Source organism: Tardiphaga sp. OK246 (genome assembly GCF_900188215.1).
GTDB lineage: Bacteria > Pseudomonadota > Alphaproteobacteria > Rhizobiales > Xanthobacteraceae > Tardiphaga > Tardiphaga robiniae.
In genome coordinates, this window is record NZ_FZOX01000012.1 from 34124 (window position 1) to 50949 (window position 16826).

The 16826-nt window shown below is 54.7% G+C and carries 16 protein-coding genes; 13 read left to right on the forward strand and 3 right to left on the reverse strand.

What is annotated here, in order from left to right:
* The first annotated feature begins 2 nt into the window (after positions 1 to 2).
* The 3 genes from CHC01_RS30745 (at position 3) to CHC01_RS30755 (ending at position 4153) form a co-directional block, all read left to right on the forward strand.
* Positions 3 to 788 (forward strand): ABC transporter ATP-binding protein, encoded by a 786-nt coding sequence (locus CHC01_RS30745; RefSeq protein ID WP_089268137.1) that lies wholly within the window; start codon positions 3 to 5, stop codon positions 786 to 788.
* Between the two features lie 155 nt (positions 789 to 943).
* Positions 944 to 1810: a class I SAM-dependent methyltransferase gene (locus CHC01_RS30750; protein ID WP_176454762.1), complete on the forward strand. Its 867-nt coding sequence runs from the start codon at positions 944 to 946 to the stop codon at positions 1808 to 1810.
* An 84-nt stretch (positions 1811 to 1894) separates the two neighbouring features.
* Positions 1895 to 4153 carry a glycosyltransferase gene (locus tag CHC01_RS30755; RefSeq protein WP_089268139.1) on the forward strand — a complete coding sequence of 753 codons (2259 nt, stop codon included), beginning with the start codon at positions 1895 to 1897 and terminating at the stop codon, positions 4151 to 4153.
* A 36-nt stretch (positions 4154 to 4189) separates the two neighbouring features.
* Here the strand turns inward: CHC01_RS30755 and galE are convergent, their stop codons facing one another.
* Positions 4190 to 5182: a UDP-glucose 4-epimerase GalE gene (gene galE, locus CHC01_RS30760; protein WP_089268140.1), complete on the reverse strand. Its 993-nt coding sequence runs from the start codon at positions 5180 to 5182 to the stop codon at positions 4190 to 4192.
* Between the two features lie 453 nt (positions 5183 to 5635).
* Here galE and CHC01_RS30765 point away from each other — a divergent pair, with 453 nt between their 5' ends.
* The 9 genes from CHC01_RS30765 (at position 5636) to CHC01_RS30805 (ending at position 13521) form a co-directional block, all read left to right on the forward strand.
* Entirely contained in the window at positions 5636 to 6004 is a 369-nt protein-coding gene (locus CHC01_RS30765) for a hypothetical protein (protein WP_089268141.1), read from the forward strand.
* Between the two features lie 42 nt (positions 6005 to 6046).
* Positions 6047 to 6871, forward strand: a complete 825-nt coding sequence (locus tag CHC01_RS30770; protein WP_089268142.1) for a class I SAM-dependent methyltransferase — start codon at positions 6047 to 6049, stop codon at positions 6869 to 6871.
* Between the two features lie 370 nt (positions 6872 to 7241).
* The gene (rfbF, locus tag CHC01_RS30775; RefSeq protein ID WP_089268143.1) at positions 7242 to 8015 is read left to right on the forward strand and encodes a glucose-1-phosphate cytidylyltransferase; all 774 of its coding nucleotides are present in this window, start codon (positions 7242 to 7244) and stop codon (positions 8013 to 8015) included.
* Positions 7976 to 9082, forward strand: coding sequence for a CDP-glucose 4,6-dehydratase (gene rfbG / locus CHC01_RS30780; protein ID WP_244558583.1), 1107 nt, complete (start codon positions 7976 to 7978; stop codon positions 9080 to 9082). Before rfbF ends, rfbG begins: the two co-directional genes overlap by 40 nt.
* The gene (locus CHC01_RS30785) at positions 9079 to 10311 is read left to right on the forward strand and encodes a class I SAM-dependent methyltransferase (protein WP_089268145.1); all 1233 of its coding nucleotides are present in this window, start codon (positions 9079 to 9081) and stop codon (positions 10309 to 10311) included. Before rfbG ends, CHC01_RS30785 begins: the two co-directional genes overlap by 4 nt.
* Positions 10308 to 10856 (forward strand): dTDP-4-dehydrorhamnose 3,5-epimerase, encoded by a 549-nt coding sequence (gene rfbC, locus CHC01_RS30790; RefSeq protein WP_089268146.1) that lies wholly within the window; start codon positions 10308 to 10310, stop codon positions 10854 to 10856. The genes CHC01_RS30785 and rfbC overlap by 4 nt, the downstream gene beginning before the upstream one ends.
* Positions 10853 to 11959: a DegT/DnrJ/EryC1/StrS family aminotransferase gene (locus tag CHC01_RS30795; RefSeq protein ID WP_210421728.1), complete on the forward strand. Its 1107-nt coding sequence runs from the start codon at positions 10853 to 10855 to the stop codon at positions 11957 to 11959. The genes rfbC and CHC01_RS30795 overlap by 4 nt, the downstream gene beginning before the upstream one ends.
* Positions 11960 to 12001: 42 nt before the next feature.
* Complete coding sequence (locus CHC01_RS30800) at positions 12002 to 12745, forward strand: formyltransferase family protein (protein ID WP_089268148.1); 744 nt, start codon at positions 12002 to 12004, stop codon at positions 12743 to 12745.
* Complete coding sequence (locus CHC01_RS30805; RefSeq protein WP_502695693.1) at positions 12742 to 13521, forward strand: cephalosporin hydroxylase family protein; 780 nt, start codon at positions 12742 to 12744, stop codon at positions 13519 to 13521. The genes CHC01_RS30800 and CHC01_RS30805 overlap by 4 nt, the downstream gene beginning before the upstream one ends.
* Before the next feature lie 60 nt (positions 13522 to 13581).
* On the opposite strand, the gene CHC01_RS30810 is transcribed toward CHC01_RS30805, so the two are convergent.
* Positions 13582 to 14601, reverse strand: coding sequence for a glycosyltransferase (locus CHC01_RS30810; protein WP_089268149.1), 1020 nt, complete (start codon positions 14599 to 14601; stop codon positions 13582 to 13584).
* A gap of 2 nt (positions 14602 to 14603) precedes the next feature.
* Positions 14604 to 15758, reverse strand: coding sequence for a hypothetical protein (locus tag CHC01_RS30815; protein ID WP_141137212.1), 1155 nt, complete (start codon positions 15756 to 15758; stop codon positions 14604 to 14606).
* Positions 15759 to 15884: 126 nt separating this feature from the next.
* On the opposite strand from CHC01_RS30815, the gene CHC01_RS30820 reads away from it, so the two are divergent.
* Complete coding sequence (locus CHC01_RS30820) at positions 15885 to 16814, forward strand: class I SAM-dependent methyltransferase (protein WP_244558584.1); 930 nt, start codon at positions 15885 to 15887, stop codon at positions 16812 to 16814.
* Positions 16815 to 16826: the final 12 nt, after the last annotated feature.

Here is a 16826-nt window from a genome sequence, read left to right on the forward strand (position 1 = left end):
CGATGACACCCCCCCCCTCCGAAGCCGCTTCGTTGCAAATAATGCGTCTTGATAACGTTCAAGTCTCCTTGCCGATTTATCACGCGGGCTCCCGGTCCCTGAAGAAGAGCCTTCTTTTCCGCGGCTCTTCGGGGCGTATCAGCCGTGATGCTAGCGACCGCATCACGATCGAAGCACTCCGCGGGATTTCGCTATCACTCCAATCAGGTGACCGACTCGCGCTGATCGGGCACAACGGCGCGGGCAAGACGACGCTTCTGCGCGTGATGGCGGGGATTTACGAGCCGGATGTCGGCTCCATTTCGGTTCGCGGGCGCATTTCCCCCATGTTCGACATCGGTCTCGGGATCGACACCGATCTCAGCGGCTTCGACAATATTCGCATTCGAGGCATGATCCTGGGCATGTCGCCTGCAGAGATCGAGGAGCACCTCCCCGATATCGCTGAATTCACCGAGCTCGGCGAATATCTGGAAATGCCGGTCAGAACCTATTCCTCGGGCATGTTGATGAAACTGACTTTCGGCATTGCGACCTGCTTTGAGCCCGAAGTTCTTTTGATGGACGAGTGGATTCTCGCAGGCGACGCCCATTTCATGGTGAAGGCCCAGCGACGGATCGAGTCGTTTGTGCGGAAGGCGAATGTCATGGTGCTCGCCACACACCAGATGAACGTGTGCCGCGAATGGTGTAATCTTGGTCTTTGGCTCGACCAAGGCATTCCGAAAGCTTTTGGACCGATTGAGGAAGTGATCGGCGCTTATGAAGGCTCCGCCAACTACGTCTGATGCGGCGTCCTACATCGTCCGTCTTCGTAGGCCGAGACATGTTACCGATGTTGAACGCCGGAGTATACCACACCTGAACTCTACGAGTTCGTACAAACAACGAGATGCAAATGCCCGTGGGTCGAATTGAGAATTTCCTTAGCAGGATCCCAGTTTTGCGCCGTGTACCTTACCGGCTTGACGTTGCCCGCGCGGAAACTGAACAGGCTAGACGCGATCTCGATGAAGCTCTCCGAGAAGCGAAAGCTCTTCGAGCAGAAAATGAGTTTCCCAGAGACCAAAGTGATTTTGAGCAAGCGCCGCTCATCCAATGGATGAAATCGCAAGGGCACTCCGATCTGAATCACGTCCACACTTGGAACGAAAGCACCCGAGATGACTGGGTCGCAGATCGAGCAGCCACGGTCGCTCCAGGCTCCCGCATACTCGATGTGGGTGCAGGAACGGGTCCATACAAAAACCTATTTGCACATTGTGTCTATAAATCCCACGATTTTGCGGCCTACGAAGGATACAAGGGAGACGAAGGTACATACGCTGAGATTGACTACGTTTCGGATATCACGGCGATCGAGGTGGACGACAATTCGTTCGATGCCATACTGTGCACCGAGGTCCTCGAGCACGTCCCGCGGCCGATTGAGGCGCTCGCAGAGATGGCTCGCATCTTACGACCTCGCGGACGTCTTTTCATCACCGCACCGCTTGGATCAGGCCTTCATCAGCAACCCTATCACTTTTACGGCGGGTACACGCCCCACTGGTACCGCAAGTTCTTGGCCGATTTTGCCTGTGATGTTGTATCGATTGAACCCAACCACGGATATTTTGCCCACCTCGCGCAAGAATGCGCGCGGTTTGCGTGGAATTCAGAGAAACACAGCCAATACCATGGTGAGTTCGCGGACAGAGCGTCACACCTAATCGGTGACGTTCTGGCCCCTTACTTCTACGCACTCGACAAGAAAGTCATGATTCCTGAGTTCACCATCGGGTATCACGTGGAAGCTACAAAACGCTAAACTTGATTTCGCACTTCGACTCGAGCCGCGCATTGTTCGAAGTAGGCACAACTCCAATCAGCACTGGCGCTGGAGAATTGCGTTATGTCCACCACTCCGATGTTCACGGTCGTGATCCCAACACTCAATCGCGCTCAAACGCTTCAGAGCGCGATACAAACTTGTACGATGCAGGATGACAACCACCTTTCGATTATTGTCAGCGACAATATGTCGGATGACGATACTTTTGAGGTAGTAAGTAAATTCAATGACCCAAGAATTCGCTATGTGAAACCGGATATTCGCTTGGGAATGTCGGAACACTGGGAGTTTGCACTAAGCCACGTACAAGATGGTTTCGTCACATTTCTCGGTGACGATGATGCCCTATTGCCCGGCGCAATTGCGCAAGCTCGACAACTGCTGACGAAAACAAATGCCAAAGCTCTCACTTGGCAAAAAATCGAATACTGTTGGCCAGACCACATTATACCAGAGTATCGCAACTGGCTCTACTTACCTATCGCCCAAAATATACAAAAGCTCAACTCTGTTAAAACCGTGAAGCAAGTGCTTGACTTTCGAGCACCTTACAATCGATTACCCTGCATCTATAACTCCTTTGTCCACTTGAACGAAATTCGTTCATTCCAACAACGAAATAACGGAATTTTTTTCGGCGCGATGTCACCAGACATTTACTCGGCCTTTGCAATTGCGGACACGATCGAAGAGTTCTGTTATTCTGACGCCCCGCTGTCTATCAACGGGGCAAGCTCGAAGAGCAACGGCACTCTTCACACCCAGGGGAGCAAGGAGAGTGAGGTCGTCAAGCAGTTTTACTCGGACACAAAGTTCAAGTACGAGAGCGACGTCCCAATGGGAAGAGTCATTGAATTCGCTGTTCTAGATGCGTTCTATAAAGTTCAGCGCAATAGCAGCACTTTCGCCAGAACTTGGGTCGATAAAACAAGGGTCTTGGAGTCTGCGATATCAAGTGCATTTGCCTCCGTTCGTTCGAATGAAGTACGCGCCGACTGGCTCAACACGATTCGGGCTTTCTCAGATGCAGCAAACCTAACAAACGAGTACGATACACTCTTGGCGCAGAGCAATGATCTTTCCCATTGCAGAGACGTGATGAGCCCCGGTCTGTATTCATCGGTTTTGGTTTTTAATGCGACAACTTTAGGCATTCGCAATGTCCGGGATTGCGCTCTTCGTTGTGCGGAGATTTTAGACTTCAAGGATCATAATCCCAAACTGTTTGACAGATTAGCATCCTCAAAAACGCCGCTGATTGCGATTTCACTCTATGCTCGTGCCGGCAAAAGGCCGGTGCGTCTACACCTTGGCTGTGGCTATGCGTACTTCGAGGACTACGTAAACGTTGACTATCCGCAGTCAGAGCACAGTGTGATGACTGTTACCCCCGATGTAGCGTGCGACATCAATGAAATTGACCTTCCCGACAGTACAGTCGATGAGATCAGGCTTCAGCATGTTTTCGAACATTTTAATCGTGCAGTTGCGATTGGCTCGATCGTCAAATGGCAACGGTGGTTAAGACCGGGCGGCAAACTTCATATAGAGACACCGGACTTCGAGGCTTCGGCGCAGGACTTTCTCGAAGCGGACAGTCTTGAGCAAAAAATGCGTGCGATCCGACATCTTGAAGGAGACCAAGCAGACGCGTGGGCTTACCATGTGGGGCAATGGTTCCCGTCCCGGTTCCGTAAGACCTTTGAGATACTGGGATTCAAAGACGTAGAGATTCGACAAGAGGCATCCGGACATAAACCGCCACTTTTTAACGTCATCGCAATTGGCTATAAATCCGATATTCGCTCATTGGACCAGCAGTTCGAGGCCGGGTCGATACTTCTCCGCGACCTGATGGTTGCGGAAGAAGAGCACGCTACCTGGGTCGTATGGCGCGGGCAGTTAGCTAGTGTCCTCGGCTTCGAAGCCCCCCCCCAGCCGAGTATTGGTCACCCGCACGCAGCGCCCAATCGCAACACCATCGATAGCGGTCCGATCGCCGAGGAAGGCTTGAGCATACGCGCAATTATGCGGCGGCATAAAGCAAAGGTGAGAAAATTGCTGATCTTGGCAAGCACCATCGTCGTCGTGGCGCTGACGTTGCCGCTCCTGATATTCTTGGCGATCGGCGGTTTCCTACTATCGATAGGTTTCCTGTTTGCGACAATTTGGGCGATCTGCGAATACTTAGTTCGTAGAATGAATTACTGGCGCTTGGGAGTGCAGCCGCCTCCGCCCCTTCGCGACATACTCAAAGAGGTTCCGTTTTTCTCCTCGGTTGCCCGGCGGTTAAAAGACACGTCTCTCTTAGTGTCCTAGATTGCCTCCGGCACTTCTAATACCGATCATTACAAATCAACAGAAGTGCGAGGTCGCCATCCGTATCTCCCACGCCAACGCATGCTCGACGATCGTGTCGAGATTGTCGTAACTCGGCTTCCAGGTGATCATCGAATGGGCCTTACGAACATCGGCCACGATCGATTCCGGATCGCCTGGTCGCCTGTCAGCGAAGGCGACCTCAAAATTGCGTCCTGAAACGCGCTTCACGGAGTCTATGACTTCAAGAACAGAATAGCCGCGCCCATAGCCGCAATTGATCGTGAGATTCTCGCCGCCATCGCGCAGATATTTCAGCACCGAAGCGTGAGCATCGACCAGGTCGCTGACATGGATGTAGTCGCGCACACAAGTCCCGTCAGCAGTCGCGTAGTCCGTCCCGTAGACTTCAATTCTGCTTCGATATCCGAGCGCCGCCTGCACCGCGCTCTTGATCAGATGCGTTGCATTGCGGGTTGATTGCCCGACGCGCCCCGACGGATCCGCCCCCGCGACGTTAAAGTAGCGCAAGGCCGCGTATTTGAACTCATATGCCTGCCCGACATCGGCGAGCAGCATTTCGGTCATCAGTTTGGAGGTACCATAGGGAGAGATAGGCTTCTTGGGCGCATCCTCAGACAGGGGGATCGACTGCTCGGGATTACCGTAGACAGCTGCTGTCGATGAGAAAATGAACTTTTTCACACCTCCCTTGATCGCGCCCTCAATGAGGCTCCGCGAGGCTGATGTATTATTTTTGTAATACATCAGCGGGTCGCGAATGGATTCCGGCACGACGGAGGATGCCGCGAAATGCACGATGGCTTCGACGTTCTGCTCCGCAACCAGGCGCTCGATGAATATCTCGTCACCGATATTCCCAATGGCTAACGCGACCCCCTCCGGCACAGCATTTTTGAAACCCGTGATCAAGTTATCGACGACCACGACACGCTCACCGGCATCGCGCAATGCGTGCACCATGTGGCTTCCGATGTAGCCGGCTCCGCCGGTCACGAGAATGGTCATTCGATTTCCCCAAATTCACAGCCGATGCTCCAGCCCGTCCTTTCACAGATCGGGAGTGAAAAGGCACAGACACCCAGTCGCGCATAGCCCATCGAAATAGCTGTCCGTCACTGGCTTTGTCCACCACCGATGCAAGCAGTGCGGACAAAGTTCCGCATTTGCGGCCAACCTTCGCCGCGATCGGCGCTGCGGTCAGCGCTGCGTTGGGTTTTGGCAAAACCGCCTGCGCAGCGGCATGTGGCAGAACCTAGGCTGATTCTCCGGCAGGCGGTTCCACATTTACGGAGAAACGCCGATCGACCGCTATACTCGCGCAAACAAATAAGTTGCATAAATTATCAATGCAGCTCAAGGATTATACAATAGTCTACATCGTTGCTACTCTGCTTTCATCATCGTGTCACGGACTTGTGTCGCATTCGTTTCATCGTTGAAGCTAGGGCGGACAATGCAATGTCTAACAACATCTCTGTTCAAGTTGGCGGCGGAGCCGAGACATCGGCTCTGCCCCGCCTAACTCCGCAAGATGAGGCTGAACTAGATGAGATGATAGCAGCCATCGGCACACGATTTATCAGCGCTCGCGGGATCATCGTGTCGATGATGTATGCGTTCGCGTTTACTCAGTTTAGCGACGCCTTCTGGCGATCCTTTGGCGCCTGCGTCGCGATCTATATCTTGATGATCCTACCATTGGGGCGGAGCTTCATCGAGAAGGTCGGGTGTGTCATATTCCTAACCGCGCTCTTCCGTTGGATAGACTCGCCGATCGTCAATCGACTTGTTTCGGCCGGTCTTGCTAAGCTCGACGCGATGCTGTGAAATAGAGCGAGTTGAACGGCCATCGCATAGCGGAGACATGGCATGATTGATCTTGCTGCCGCGGCAAAACAAGTTGGGGATGACTGGACGAATGGTGAGTATTACGACGTAGCTGAAGCCTCAGCCCAGTCGCAATGGGACATGTTTGTCTCAAACATGATTGACGGCGCCGATTTCACCAAGTGTCTGGATCTGGCGGCCGGCCACGGCAGGAACACGGCCCGTTTGATCGAACGATCGAACGATGTCGTCGCGGTCGACATCAACGAAACGAATGTAGAGTTCATGAAGGACCGTTTCCGGTCCGATCCCCGCGTTAAACTCGTCCAGAATAACGGGATAGATTTGCGCGACATTCCAAGCGCAAGCATAACATTTCTGTTCTCCTACGATGCAATGGTCCATTTCGACTGCGACGTGGTCCATAACTACGTCGGTGAGTTTCGACGGGTGATGAAGCCCGGCGCGCAGGGTTTTTGTCACTACAGTAACAACTACAAGCAGCCGACGAAGTCCTATCGAGATCATCCAGGCTGGCGCAATTTCATGAGCAAGCAATTGTTCGAGCATTGGTTGACTAAGGCAGGCTTCAGGGTGGTACGCTCGGTTTATATCAGGGGGAACATGGAGATCTTGGCAGACGAGATGGACCAATGTGACGCCGCAACGCTGTTTGAGCTCCGGCGTGATGCAAGCCCCGGCGAAAATTTCTTTGACGTCACCGATAAGATTGCGCAGCTTGAGAGTGATCTGGGTGGTGTTCGGCAGTCCAACGAACAGCTTCTCGCCAAATTGCAACTCATTGAAAATTCGCGGTCCTGGAAACTTACCGAACCGCTGCGCTCATTGATGCGGCGGGTCCGGTGAACGGGCGACGGTTGAGAAAATTCTACGGACCTGAATAAGTAGGTTCTGATGGCTGGCCTCGCCCGCCCTTCCCGGCGCACGGTACGCACCGAACGGCGTGTCGACCTTGCGCTTATGCGACAGCGTGCGTGCAGCTCCAATTGAATGTCGCAGCGGGACCGCCGGTGCCAAAACTCCCTAACAAGCAGCAAACGAAGTAACGGTCGGCACACCAAGGGCCGGGGCATTAAATAGGAATATTAGCTTATTCCACTGCAATCTTTCACAGACGGTGATCGGCAGAATCGTCTCCCACCTGGCGACGGGTTATGTTGGCCCGACCCGCCCTGATATGCTAACTGAGCGCGAACATTAGGTGTCGGATGCGTTTATGAAAGCTGTGATCCTGGCGGGAGGCCTTGGAACTCGAATCTCCGAGGAAACGACTGTTAAGCCCAAACCGCTTGTTGAAATCGGCGGAAAACCTATTCTGTGGCATATCATGAAGCTATTCGGTGCTCATGGCATAAATGACTTTGTGATTTGCTGCGGTTACAAGGGCTATTTGATCAAGGAATACTTTGCGAATTACTTTCTTCATATGTCAGACGTGACGTTTGACATGAAAAACAACACGATGGAGGTCCATCAGAAGTTCGCCGAACCTTGGCGCGTTACATTGGTGGACACAGGCGAAACGACGATGACCGGCGGTCGCCTTCGTCGCGTTGCGGATTTCCTTCAAGGCGAGCGCGATTTCTGCTTTACCTACGGCGACGGCCTGTCCGACGTGGACATCGGTGCCCTAGTCGCTTTCCATCGAGCGCATGGGAAGCTAGCCACGGTGACTGCAGTCCAACCGCCAGGTCGTTACGGTGCACTGGACCTCGCCGGAGACGTAGTCAACGGCTTCATCGAAAAACCGTTAGGTGATGGCGGCTGGATCAATGGCGGCTATTTTGTTCTATCACCCCAGGTTATCGACTTTATTGATGGCGACAACTCAAGCTGGGAAGGCGCGCCACTGGACGCCTTGGCCACCGCCCGCGAATTCCGGGCCTACATGCACAGCGGCTTCTGGCAGCCTATGGATACACTGCGCGATAAAGTGACGCTTGAGCATCTATGGCAGGAAAAAAAGGCGCCCTGGCGCGTTTGGCCATGACGACGCTCAACCCTCATATCGGGAGGCTCGCCGGACGCCGCGTTTTCTTGACCGGCCATACGGGTTTCAAAGGAAGCTGGCTTGTGCATTGGCTGAACGCGCTGGGCTGCAATGTTACCGGCTACGCATTGCCGCCCGCGGAATCGCCAAATCTCTTCACGCTGTCCAAAGTAGAAAGCCAGCTGTCCGCCCATTATCTTGGCGATATCCGTGACAGCGAGCGGCTGGCCGATGCGGTTGCGCGATCACGACCTGAGGTCGTAATTCACTTGGCGGCACAGGCCGTGGTTCGCCGCAGTTACGTTCAATGCACCACGACATGGAGCACCAACGTCCTCGGCACAGTCAATTTGCTGGATGCCTTGCGCCATTCTGACAGCGTGGCAGCGATCGTGGTCGTGACAACGGACAAAGTCTACGACAACCAGGGCTGGACATGGGGCTACCGCGAAATCGACGCGCTCGGCGGTCATGACCCTTACAGCGCTAGCAAGGCTGCCGCGGAGCTCGTCGTGCATAGCTATCGCAAAAGCTTTTTTGCCGGCAGCGGCCCGCGCCTGGCCAGCGCGCGCGGCGGCAATGTCATCGGTGGCGGTGACTGGTCGGAGGACAGGCTGTTGGCCGACGCTGCGCGCGCCATAGCCTCCGGGACCAAGCTCATCATCCGCAACCCATACGCAACGCGTCCCTGGCAACACGTTCTGGACTGCCTCAGCGGATATCTCACGCTGGCTGGAGCGCTGCTGGCTCGCTCCGAAGGCGCCGACTCCGCCTTCAATTTCGGCCCCCCGCCCACCGACAACATCGGCGTCGCCACGCTTCTCGAGCGATTGAAAAAACTATGGCCGGGACTTGACTGGAGCACAGAAGCCAACGGTGACGCTCCGCACGAAGCCGGCTTTCTCTATCTCGATTCCGCGAAGGCTCATCGCGAACTTGATTGGACGAGCCGATGGTCGCTCGACACCGCGTTGGCGGCCACCGCAACTTGGTATCGGGAAGTTGCGACCGACAGGTCTGTCGCGCCAGCTGTCACGCGCCGGCAACTGCAGGAGTATCTCTCGTGATTGCTCACTGCCGGTCCTGCGGAGCGCCCCTGACGCAGACCGTCTGCAACCTTGGGCTGTCACCAATTTCCAACGCGTTCATCAAGCCGGAAGATACTGGTGCCGGTGAAATGTATTTTCCGCTCAAGGCATGCGCTTGCGAAAACTGCTGGCTGGTACAACTTGAGAGCGGCCCATCCTCCGATGCCCACTTCCACGACGATTATCTCTATTTCTCGTCGTTTTCTGCTAGTTGGCTCGATCACGCCCACCGCTATGTCGAAGCGGTCACAGCGCGATTGAAATTGACGTCATCTAGCAAAGTCGTCGAAGTCGCCAGCAATGATGGATATCTGCTGCAGTATTTCGTCAAAGCCGGTATTCCGGCTCTGGGAATCGAACCGACGCGCAGCACTGCAGCGGCAGCACGCCTCAAGGGTGTCGAAACCAGAGAGATGTTCTTTGGCCGAGAAACGGCGCGTGTCATCGCGGATTCCGGGTGGACGGTCGATCTTTTGCTGGGCAACAACGTGCTGGCACATGTTCCGGACATCAACGATTTCGTTGCCGGCATGCCGATCGTGCTGAAGCCAAATGGCATCGTAACTCTCGAATTCCCGCATCTGTTAAACCTGATCGCAGAGAACCAGTTCGACACTATCTATCATGAGCATTACAGCTATCTGTCGATGATCGCCTTAACGCCGATTTTTGCCCGCCACGGATTACGTGTGTTCGACATTGAGCAGCTATCGACCCACGGCGGCAGCCTGAGAGTCTATCTTTGTCATACCGCAGCGTCCTATTTGCAAACTCCGACGGTCCAGAGAATATTGAACGCGGAGCAAACTGCCGGGCTCGACACGCCACAGCGTTTCGCGTCCTTTGCGAAAGGCGTGACCGCCACCAAACGACAGCTACTTACATTTCTGATTGACGCCAAAGAACGCGGCAAAAGCATTGCCGGATATGGCGCGGCGGCAAAGGGCAACACACTGCTCAACTATTGCGGGATTCGATCCGACATGATCGATTTTGTGGTGGACAAAAATCCGGCCAAGCAAGGCCGCCTTCTGCCCGGCTCCCGCATCCCCGTACGATCGCCCGCAGAGGTCGGTCTTAGTCGTCCAGATTACCTGCTCATTCTCCCTTGGAATATCCAGGACGAGGTCATGGCGGACATGGCCGATATCCGGACGTGGGGCGGCCAGTTCGTGGTCCCAATTCCCACCCTGCGTGTCATCTCGTGATCTTCCATCCAACACCGCTTGCTGGAGCTTGGCTAATCGAGATCGAGCCGCTGTCAGATTCGCGAGGCTTCTTTGCGCGGACAGTGTGTCAAGAGCAGTTCGCGTGCTTTGGCCTCAATGCGACATTTGTGGAGCAAAGCGTCTCCTGGAGCCCGCGCTCTGGCACCTTGCGAGGACTGCATTTTCAGGCTTCTCCACATGAGGAAGAGAAGCTGGTGCGTGTCACCAGGGGGGCCATTTTTGATGCCATCGTCGATCTCCGAAAAAACTCGCCAACTTTCGGGCGCTGGTTCGCCAGCGATCTGACAGCGGACAACCGTCAGCAGCTTTACATTCCCAAGGGTTTTGCGCATGGATTTCAGACAACGGCTCCCGACACGGAAGTCTTCTACGAGATGACGGTCCCGTTCCACCCCTCGGCGTCCCGTGGTATTCGCTGGAATGATCCAGACATTGCCGTAGATTGGCCAGCCGTGGAGCACCGAGAGGTCAGCGGTCGAGACCAGAACCTTCCATCGTTCCAAGAACACCTGAGCCGGGTCTGATGAGCCGTATTCACTATACCAAACCGTCGATCACCGATCTCGAAGTACGCTACGCCACGGACGCTGCCGCCAACGGCTGGGGCGAACGTTGCTACGAATATATCGGTCGCTTCGAAAGGGCATTTGCTGCGCATCTGGGCGTCAAGCATGCGATCGCGACGTCAAGCTGTACGGGTGCGCTGCATATGGGATTGGCCGCGCTCGATATCGGGCCGGGCGACGAGGTCATTTGCGCCGACATCAATTGGATCGCGTCGGTTGCGCCGGTAAAGTATCTCGGCGCGACCCCGGTCCTTGTCGATATATGTGCCGACAGTTGGTGCCTTGATCCAAAACGGGTCGAGGCCGCGATTACTGCGAAAACCAAAGCGATACTGGCAGTGCATATTTACGGCAATCTCTGCGACATGGACGCATTGCGCGACATCGGCCGACGCCACGGAATCCCCATTATAGAGGATGCGGCGGAAGCGATAGGATCAGTTTGGCATGGCCGGCGCGCAGGTTCGATGGGACTGTTCGGGACTTTCTCGTTTCATGGCACCAAGACCATTACCACCGGTGAAGGCGGCATGTTCGTCACCGATGACGACGCGCTCTACGAGAAGGTCACAACGCTCTCTAATCATGGCCGCTCGCGAACGCAGACACGCCAGTTTTGGCCCGACATGATTGGCTTCAAGTACAAGATGTCGAACATTCAGGCAGCCATCGGCGTCGCGCAGATGGAGCGCATCGACGAGCTGATCGCCGAAAAACGGCGGGTATTCCTCGAATACAAATCGCGGCTATCGCATCTGCCATTGACCATGAACCCGGAACCAGACGGCAGGCGCAATGGCTATTGGATGCCAACAATCGTGGTCGATAAATCGGTACAATTCGATCGCGCAGCCCTGCTTGCAGAGTTCAAAAATAGCGAAATCGATGGCCGGGTGTTCTTCTGGCCGCTATCAACATTGCCGTTCTTTGACAGCCAGACGGGCAACGCCATCGCTCACGACCTTCATGAACGGGCGGTCAATCTGCCGAGCTACCATGACCTTCAAACGAGCGACATTCAACGGATCAGCGAAGTCATCGAGCGCTCCGTTGTTGGCTAAATCGCTGCAGACGATTTGCTTCTATCTTCGAAGGAAAAACTGATGCGACTGCTATTGATGGCCGACGGAACGGTCGGTCTTTCCATTTTTGAATGGCTCGCATCTAACTGGGCTGCCGATCTTGCACTAGTCGTCACCACTTCCAAGAACGCGATTTTCGAAGCATCCACCCAACACAACATACCCTGCGCGGTCTTCACATCGGAAAGCGATTTAATTGAATATGCCGATCAAGAACATCAACAATTCGATCTGGGCTTTCTCGCTTGGTGGCCAAAACTACTGAGACGCGATCTTCTGGCCTTACCGATTGCCGGATTCGTGAACACACACCCCAGTTTCCTACCATACAATCGTGGGAAACATTATAACTTCTGGGCTTTAGTGGAGCAGGTTCCGTTTGGCGTCACGCTTCACAAGGTCGATGAAGGAGTAGATACAGGGGAAATCGTCTCACAACGTCAGATAGAATACGGATGGGAAGACAACGGGGCCTCGCTTTATTCAAAAGCACAGCAAGAAACCGTCGTTCTAGTCAAGGATTGCTATCCAGACTTGCGTACACTTAAACTCAGTGGGTTCCCACAACCCATTGGCAGCGGAAGCTATCATCAGGCATCCGAGCTCGAACAGGCTAGTCACATCAATCTTGACCGGAGTTATACGGGACGTGAATTACTAAATTTACTTCGTGCACGCACCTTCAGACCTCATCCCGCCTGCTGGTTTTCCGATGGCGATGATGTCTTCGAGGTGCGAATAGAAATCGAGAAGAGGGACACTTGACAAGACGGGAAGATTTTCAGGACGAGTGCGCGAGAGAAATCGCTGCGCAAGGCGGTGATACCCGGTTGCACGAAGCCACCACCGATTGGATTCGGATGGCGAACGCCGCTCGTTACTCTTATCACTTTTCCGCACTAGGCCGGCCTATCATCCAATATCCGCAGGATATGGTCGCCATGCAGGAGCTGATCTGGCAGGTTCGGCCGGACCTCATCATCGAGACCGGTATCGCGCATGGCGGCTCACTGGTCATGAATGCGTCGATGCTTGCTCTGCTCGATTACTGCGATGCGCAGCAATCCAGCGAGTTACTCGATCCCAACAAGCCAAAACGACGCGTGTTAGGAGTGGACATCGATATACGGCAGCACAACAGAGCGGCCATCGAATGCCACCCGATGGCCAACAGAATCGATATGATTCAGGGCTCTTCGATTGATCCCGACATCGTCGCGAAAGTTCGTGAAGTTGCAACGACTGCCGAACGCATTTTGGTATCCCTCGACTCCAATCACACCCATGAGCATGTGCTCGCCGAGTTGGAAGCCTATGCACCGCTGACGACGATCGGCAGTTACTGCATTGTCTTCGATACGCTGATCGAAGACATGCCGCCGGGCTCATTTCCCGATCGTCCCTGGGATAAAGGCGACAATCCGAAAACCGCTGTCTGGGACTACCTCAAGCGGCATCCCGAGTTCGAGGTCGATCTGCAGATGGAGCAGAAACTGCTGATTACAGTGGCTCCAAATGGGTATCTCAAGAGAGTCGCCTGACCTGCAGATCGATTATTGGAGGGCGCAACTCGGTGGTTGCTGTGCGTGCCTACGTCTACGCTATGTCAGGCGTGGTCTCACCTGTATCGGAACGCCTCCCCTATCTTCAACTGATCCGAAGGCGCCGAGGATCCGGGAAACGGCAACGATTCCTCCCGAAGGTGATGACGCGACATCGCGATCGGTCAGCATCTTCTGCAGCGGGGCGAGAGCGGCTTCCGGCAAGCAGGTTGCGATCTTAAGATGCCAGAGCCGATAGCATAAAACGCCGGCTTGAAGGAGGGAGATGCCGAGAATGTCCGCCAGACTCGACATTTCATCCGGCACGGTATCGACTACGCGCAGCGATGCGAATGCGGAGTTGATCCGTCCGGTCGCCTTTTGCTGCTGGGCCAGATGCCGCGATGAAACAGAGTCGGCCGATACGGTATAGATGTGAAGCGGAAGCTCTATCATTGCCGGCTTAAAAAAACGAAGCCAGATCCCCCAGAGCGCATAGTCCTCGCAATGCGAGACGCGCTCTGAATGCGAATATCCACCGAGGAGACGATATATATCGCTTCTGGCCAATATGCTGGCATGCGGAAATGGGCATCCGCAGTCCACAAAGAATTTTAGGAGAGGAGACCACCCATCCGGACGGATGTGATCCTCGGTCGGCGAACCGTCCTCGAATACGCGCCTCATACCTGTCCCCACGACAGTGAGGTCGGGATCCGCGACCAGGCGATCGATCTGCTGTTCTATCTTGTGAGCAGCCCAGCAATCGTCTGCATCCATCCGCGCAATCAAACCGTATCTGGCGGCGTTCAACCCGGCATTGAGGGCGTACACCAGACCGTTGTTCCGCACGTAGCGAACGAAGCGCAACGGAATGCGACGCTCATGGCCCGCTAAAAGCTCTTGAACGGGAGTCGAACTTCCATCATCAACGATGAGAATTTCCGCTTCCCCGGGATATTTCTGTTCGGCAACAGACTCGACGGCACGATCGAGGAGATCAATTATCTTGCGGGTCGGCTCCCGGATATAGACCGGCATCAATACGGAAATGTCGAGCGACCTCAACGGTGACGTCATCGCTATGCCCCCTCGGGCGGCAACGCCGCTGGCTTCAACGTCCGACGAGCCATCTCGAACTTCTTCCGAGCACCTTCGATGACCGCCACCTCGCCGGAGGTCAACGGCTCTCGGGACGAAAAATCAAAATGACTGACGTCGGCGTAAAAGTTTGATGCATCGCTGCTGCTCAGCAGTTCAAAACATGCCGCCTCAATACGGTGGATACCGGCCGAATAAAGCAGCGGCAATTTCTTGACTGACGCATTTCCGTCGCCGAGCAATCTATATTCGCTAAGCGTTTCAAATAGAGGCTCGAAGACGACACCGCGATCGAGCAGCTTCAACAGGAAATGCCAATCCTCCAAATACTCCATCTCCTCCGAGAAAAACACCTGGGACTCAACCCAAGCTTCAACCCGCAAGGCAAAGGAGTTCATCACGATGAAGTTTCCGCCGAGCAAGCACATTGGAGGCAGGAGATTCCCCCCTTGCTTCGGAGCTTGCCAAGCGTCACGCTGATTGGCCTGGGCATAGACAAGATCCGCATCGCAAAGATCCAGGACCTCAGCCATACGGCTCGCGAAGTACGGATAGAGGATGTCATCGTCATCCAGGAAGCACAGAAAATCAAACTCCTGGGCATGCTGGGAGATATAATCCAGTCCGACATTTGCTGGGTAACCCCGACGACGGCCCGCGACTCCCGCATGAAGACAAATGGCCGACGATCCACTCGATTGCTGCCAAGCCTTTACCCGGGAAAATGCTTCGTTGTTACCGTGCGTCACTAGCAGAACTTGCATCGGAACGCTCTGCACTTCCACCGAGGCGATTGCCTCAGCCATGAGATCGATCCGGCGCCCCTGCGTGCGAACGATGCAAACCCCCCGCGAGATCGGTGCGCCGCGCCGCGATGGACGTCGCGCCGCGATCAACCGAACCGCATCGCTGGCGAGTTTGACGTAACGCGCATGTATCTCGCGTATCTCCGCGATGATTCGCTCGCCCTGCCCATTCACGCCCCTAAGTTGTGCGCCGCGCCATCCCAGTGCGCGCAGCAGCGGACGCGCGACTGCGCGTACAAGTCGACGCAGCGTTCTCGCAAGCATTAGGCTCGCACGAATCAGCTGTCCGCGGCCCGATTCAGTCACGTTTCGTTGTGGAGAAGAGTTCACTATCACTTTCAGCCAGCCTTTGCCATCCTAGCTCATAGCCCGCCCGATGCGCTGTCTCAATGGCTGTGAAATGCACAGGCCGATGCCCCCGAGAGGAGCCATTGACCGTCTTGTCAGCCGCGAAAAATGACGATCGAGAGTATAGCTGGCGGACTTGATCTGCTCAGTCCTCAGACCGACCGCCACGGAGTATCCGATACGTCGTTGATCGATTTATCCTATCACCACGCCCTCATCCGTGATACTCGTTCGAGCATCCGACCATTGACCTCTCACTCTTTCAACGGGACTTTAATCGTCTTGAAGACGGCTTTAAAAGGTTATCGCGCGACGTGGATGGACAAGCCTGTACTCAGGCTGGTGTACGGAGATATTTTCGAACGCATCGTTGCGTCATGCAGGGTTGGCACAACGCTCGAAATCGGGGGCGGTGCGGGTAATCTCAAAGAGGCCTTTCGCGACGTGATCTCGTCGGACATCCAGTATGCCGATTGGCTCGATGTTGTTGCCGATGCGCAGAAGCTGCCGTTCTGCGACCAATCGTTCGACAATATCGTGATGCTTGATGTTTTGCATCATCTTGAATTTCCGGCTCTTTTTCTTGCCGAAGCGCAGCGCACCCTGCGTCCCGGGGGGCGCATTGTTCTCGTCGAACCTGCCATCACATGGGGAAGTTGGCTTTTCTACAAGTTCATTCATCACGAGCCCGTTGATATGAGCGCAACCCCTTTGGTGAATGGGACGCCAGACCCTAAGCGCAATGCCTACGACTCCAACCAAGCTATTCCGACCCTGCTCGCTGGTCGTTTTCGCAAGCAAATGGCTCAATTATTTCCCAGCCTGCGTATTGCGAATACGCATTGGTTTTCCTTCTTCGTCTACCCACTCAGCGGCGGTTTCAAGAAGTGGTCGTTGATCTCCATCAACGGAGCCAAGGCCGGCCTTTCCTTCGAAAAATGCCTGGAGAGAGCCCTCGGCCGTTGGCTGGGTTTCCGTATGCTCATCGTCATCGAAAAGGACACGCTGACATCTAGAGACGGCCACGCTGCCGCTTAATGGCGTTTGGCG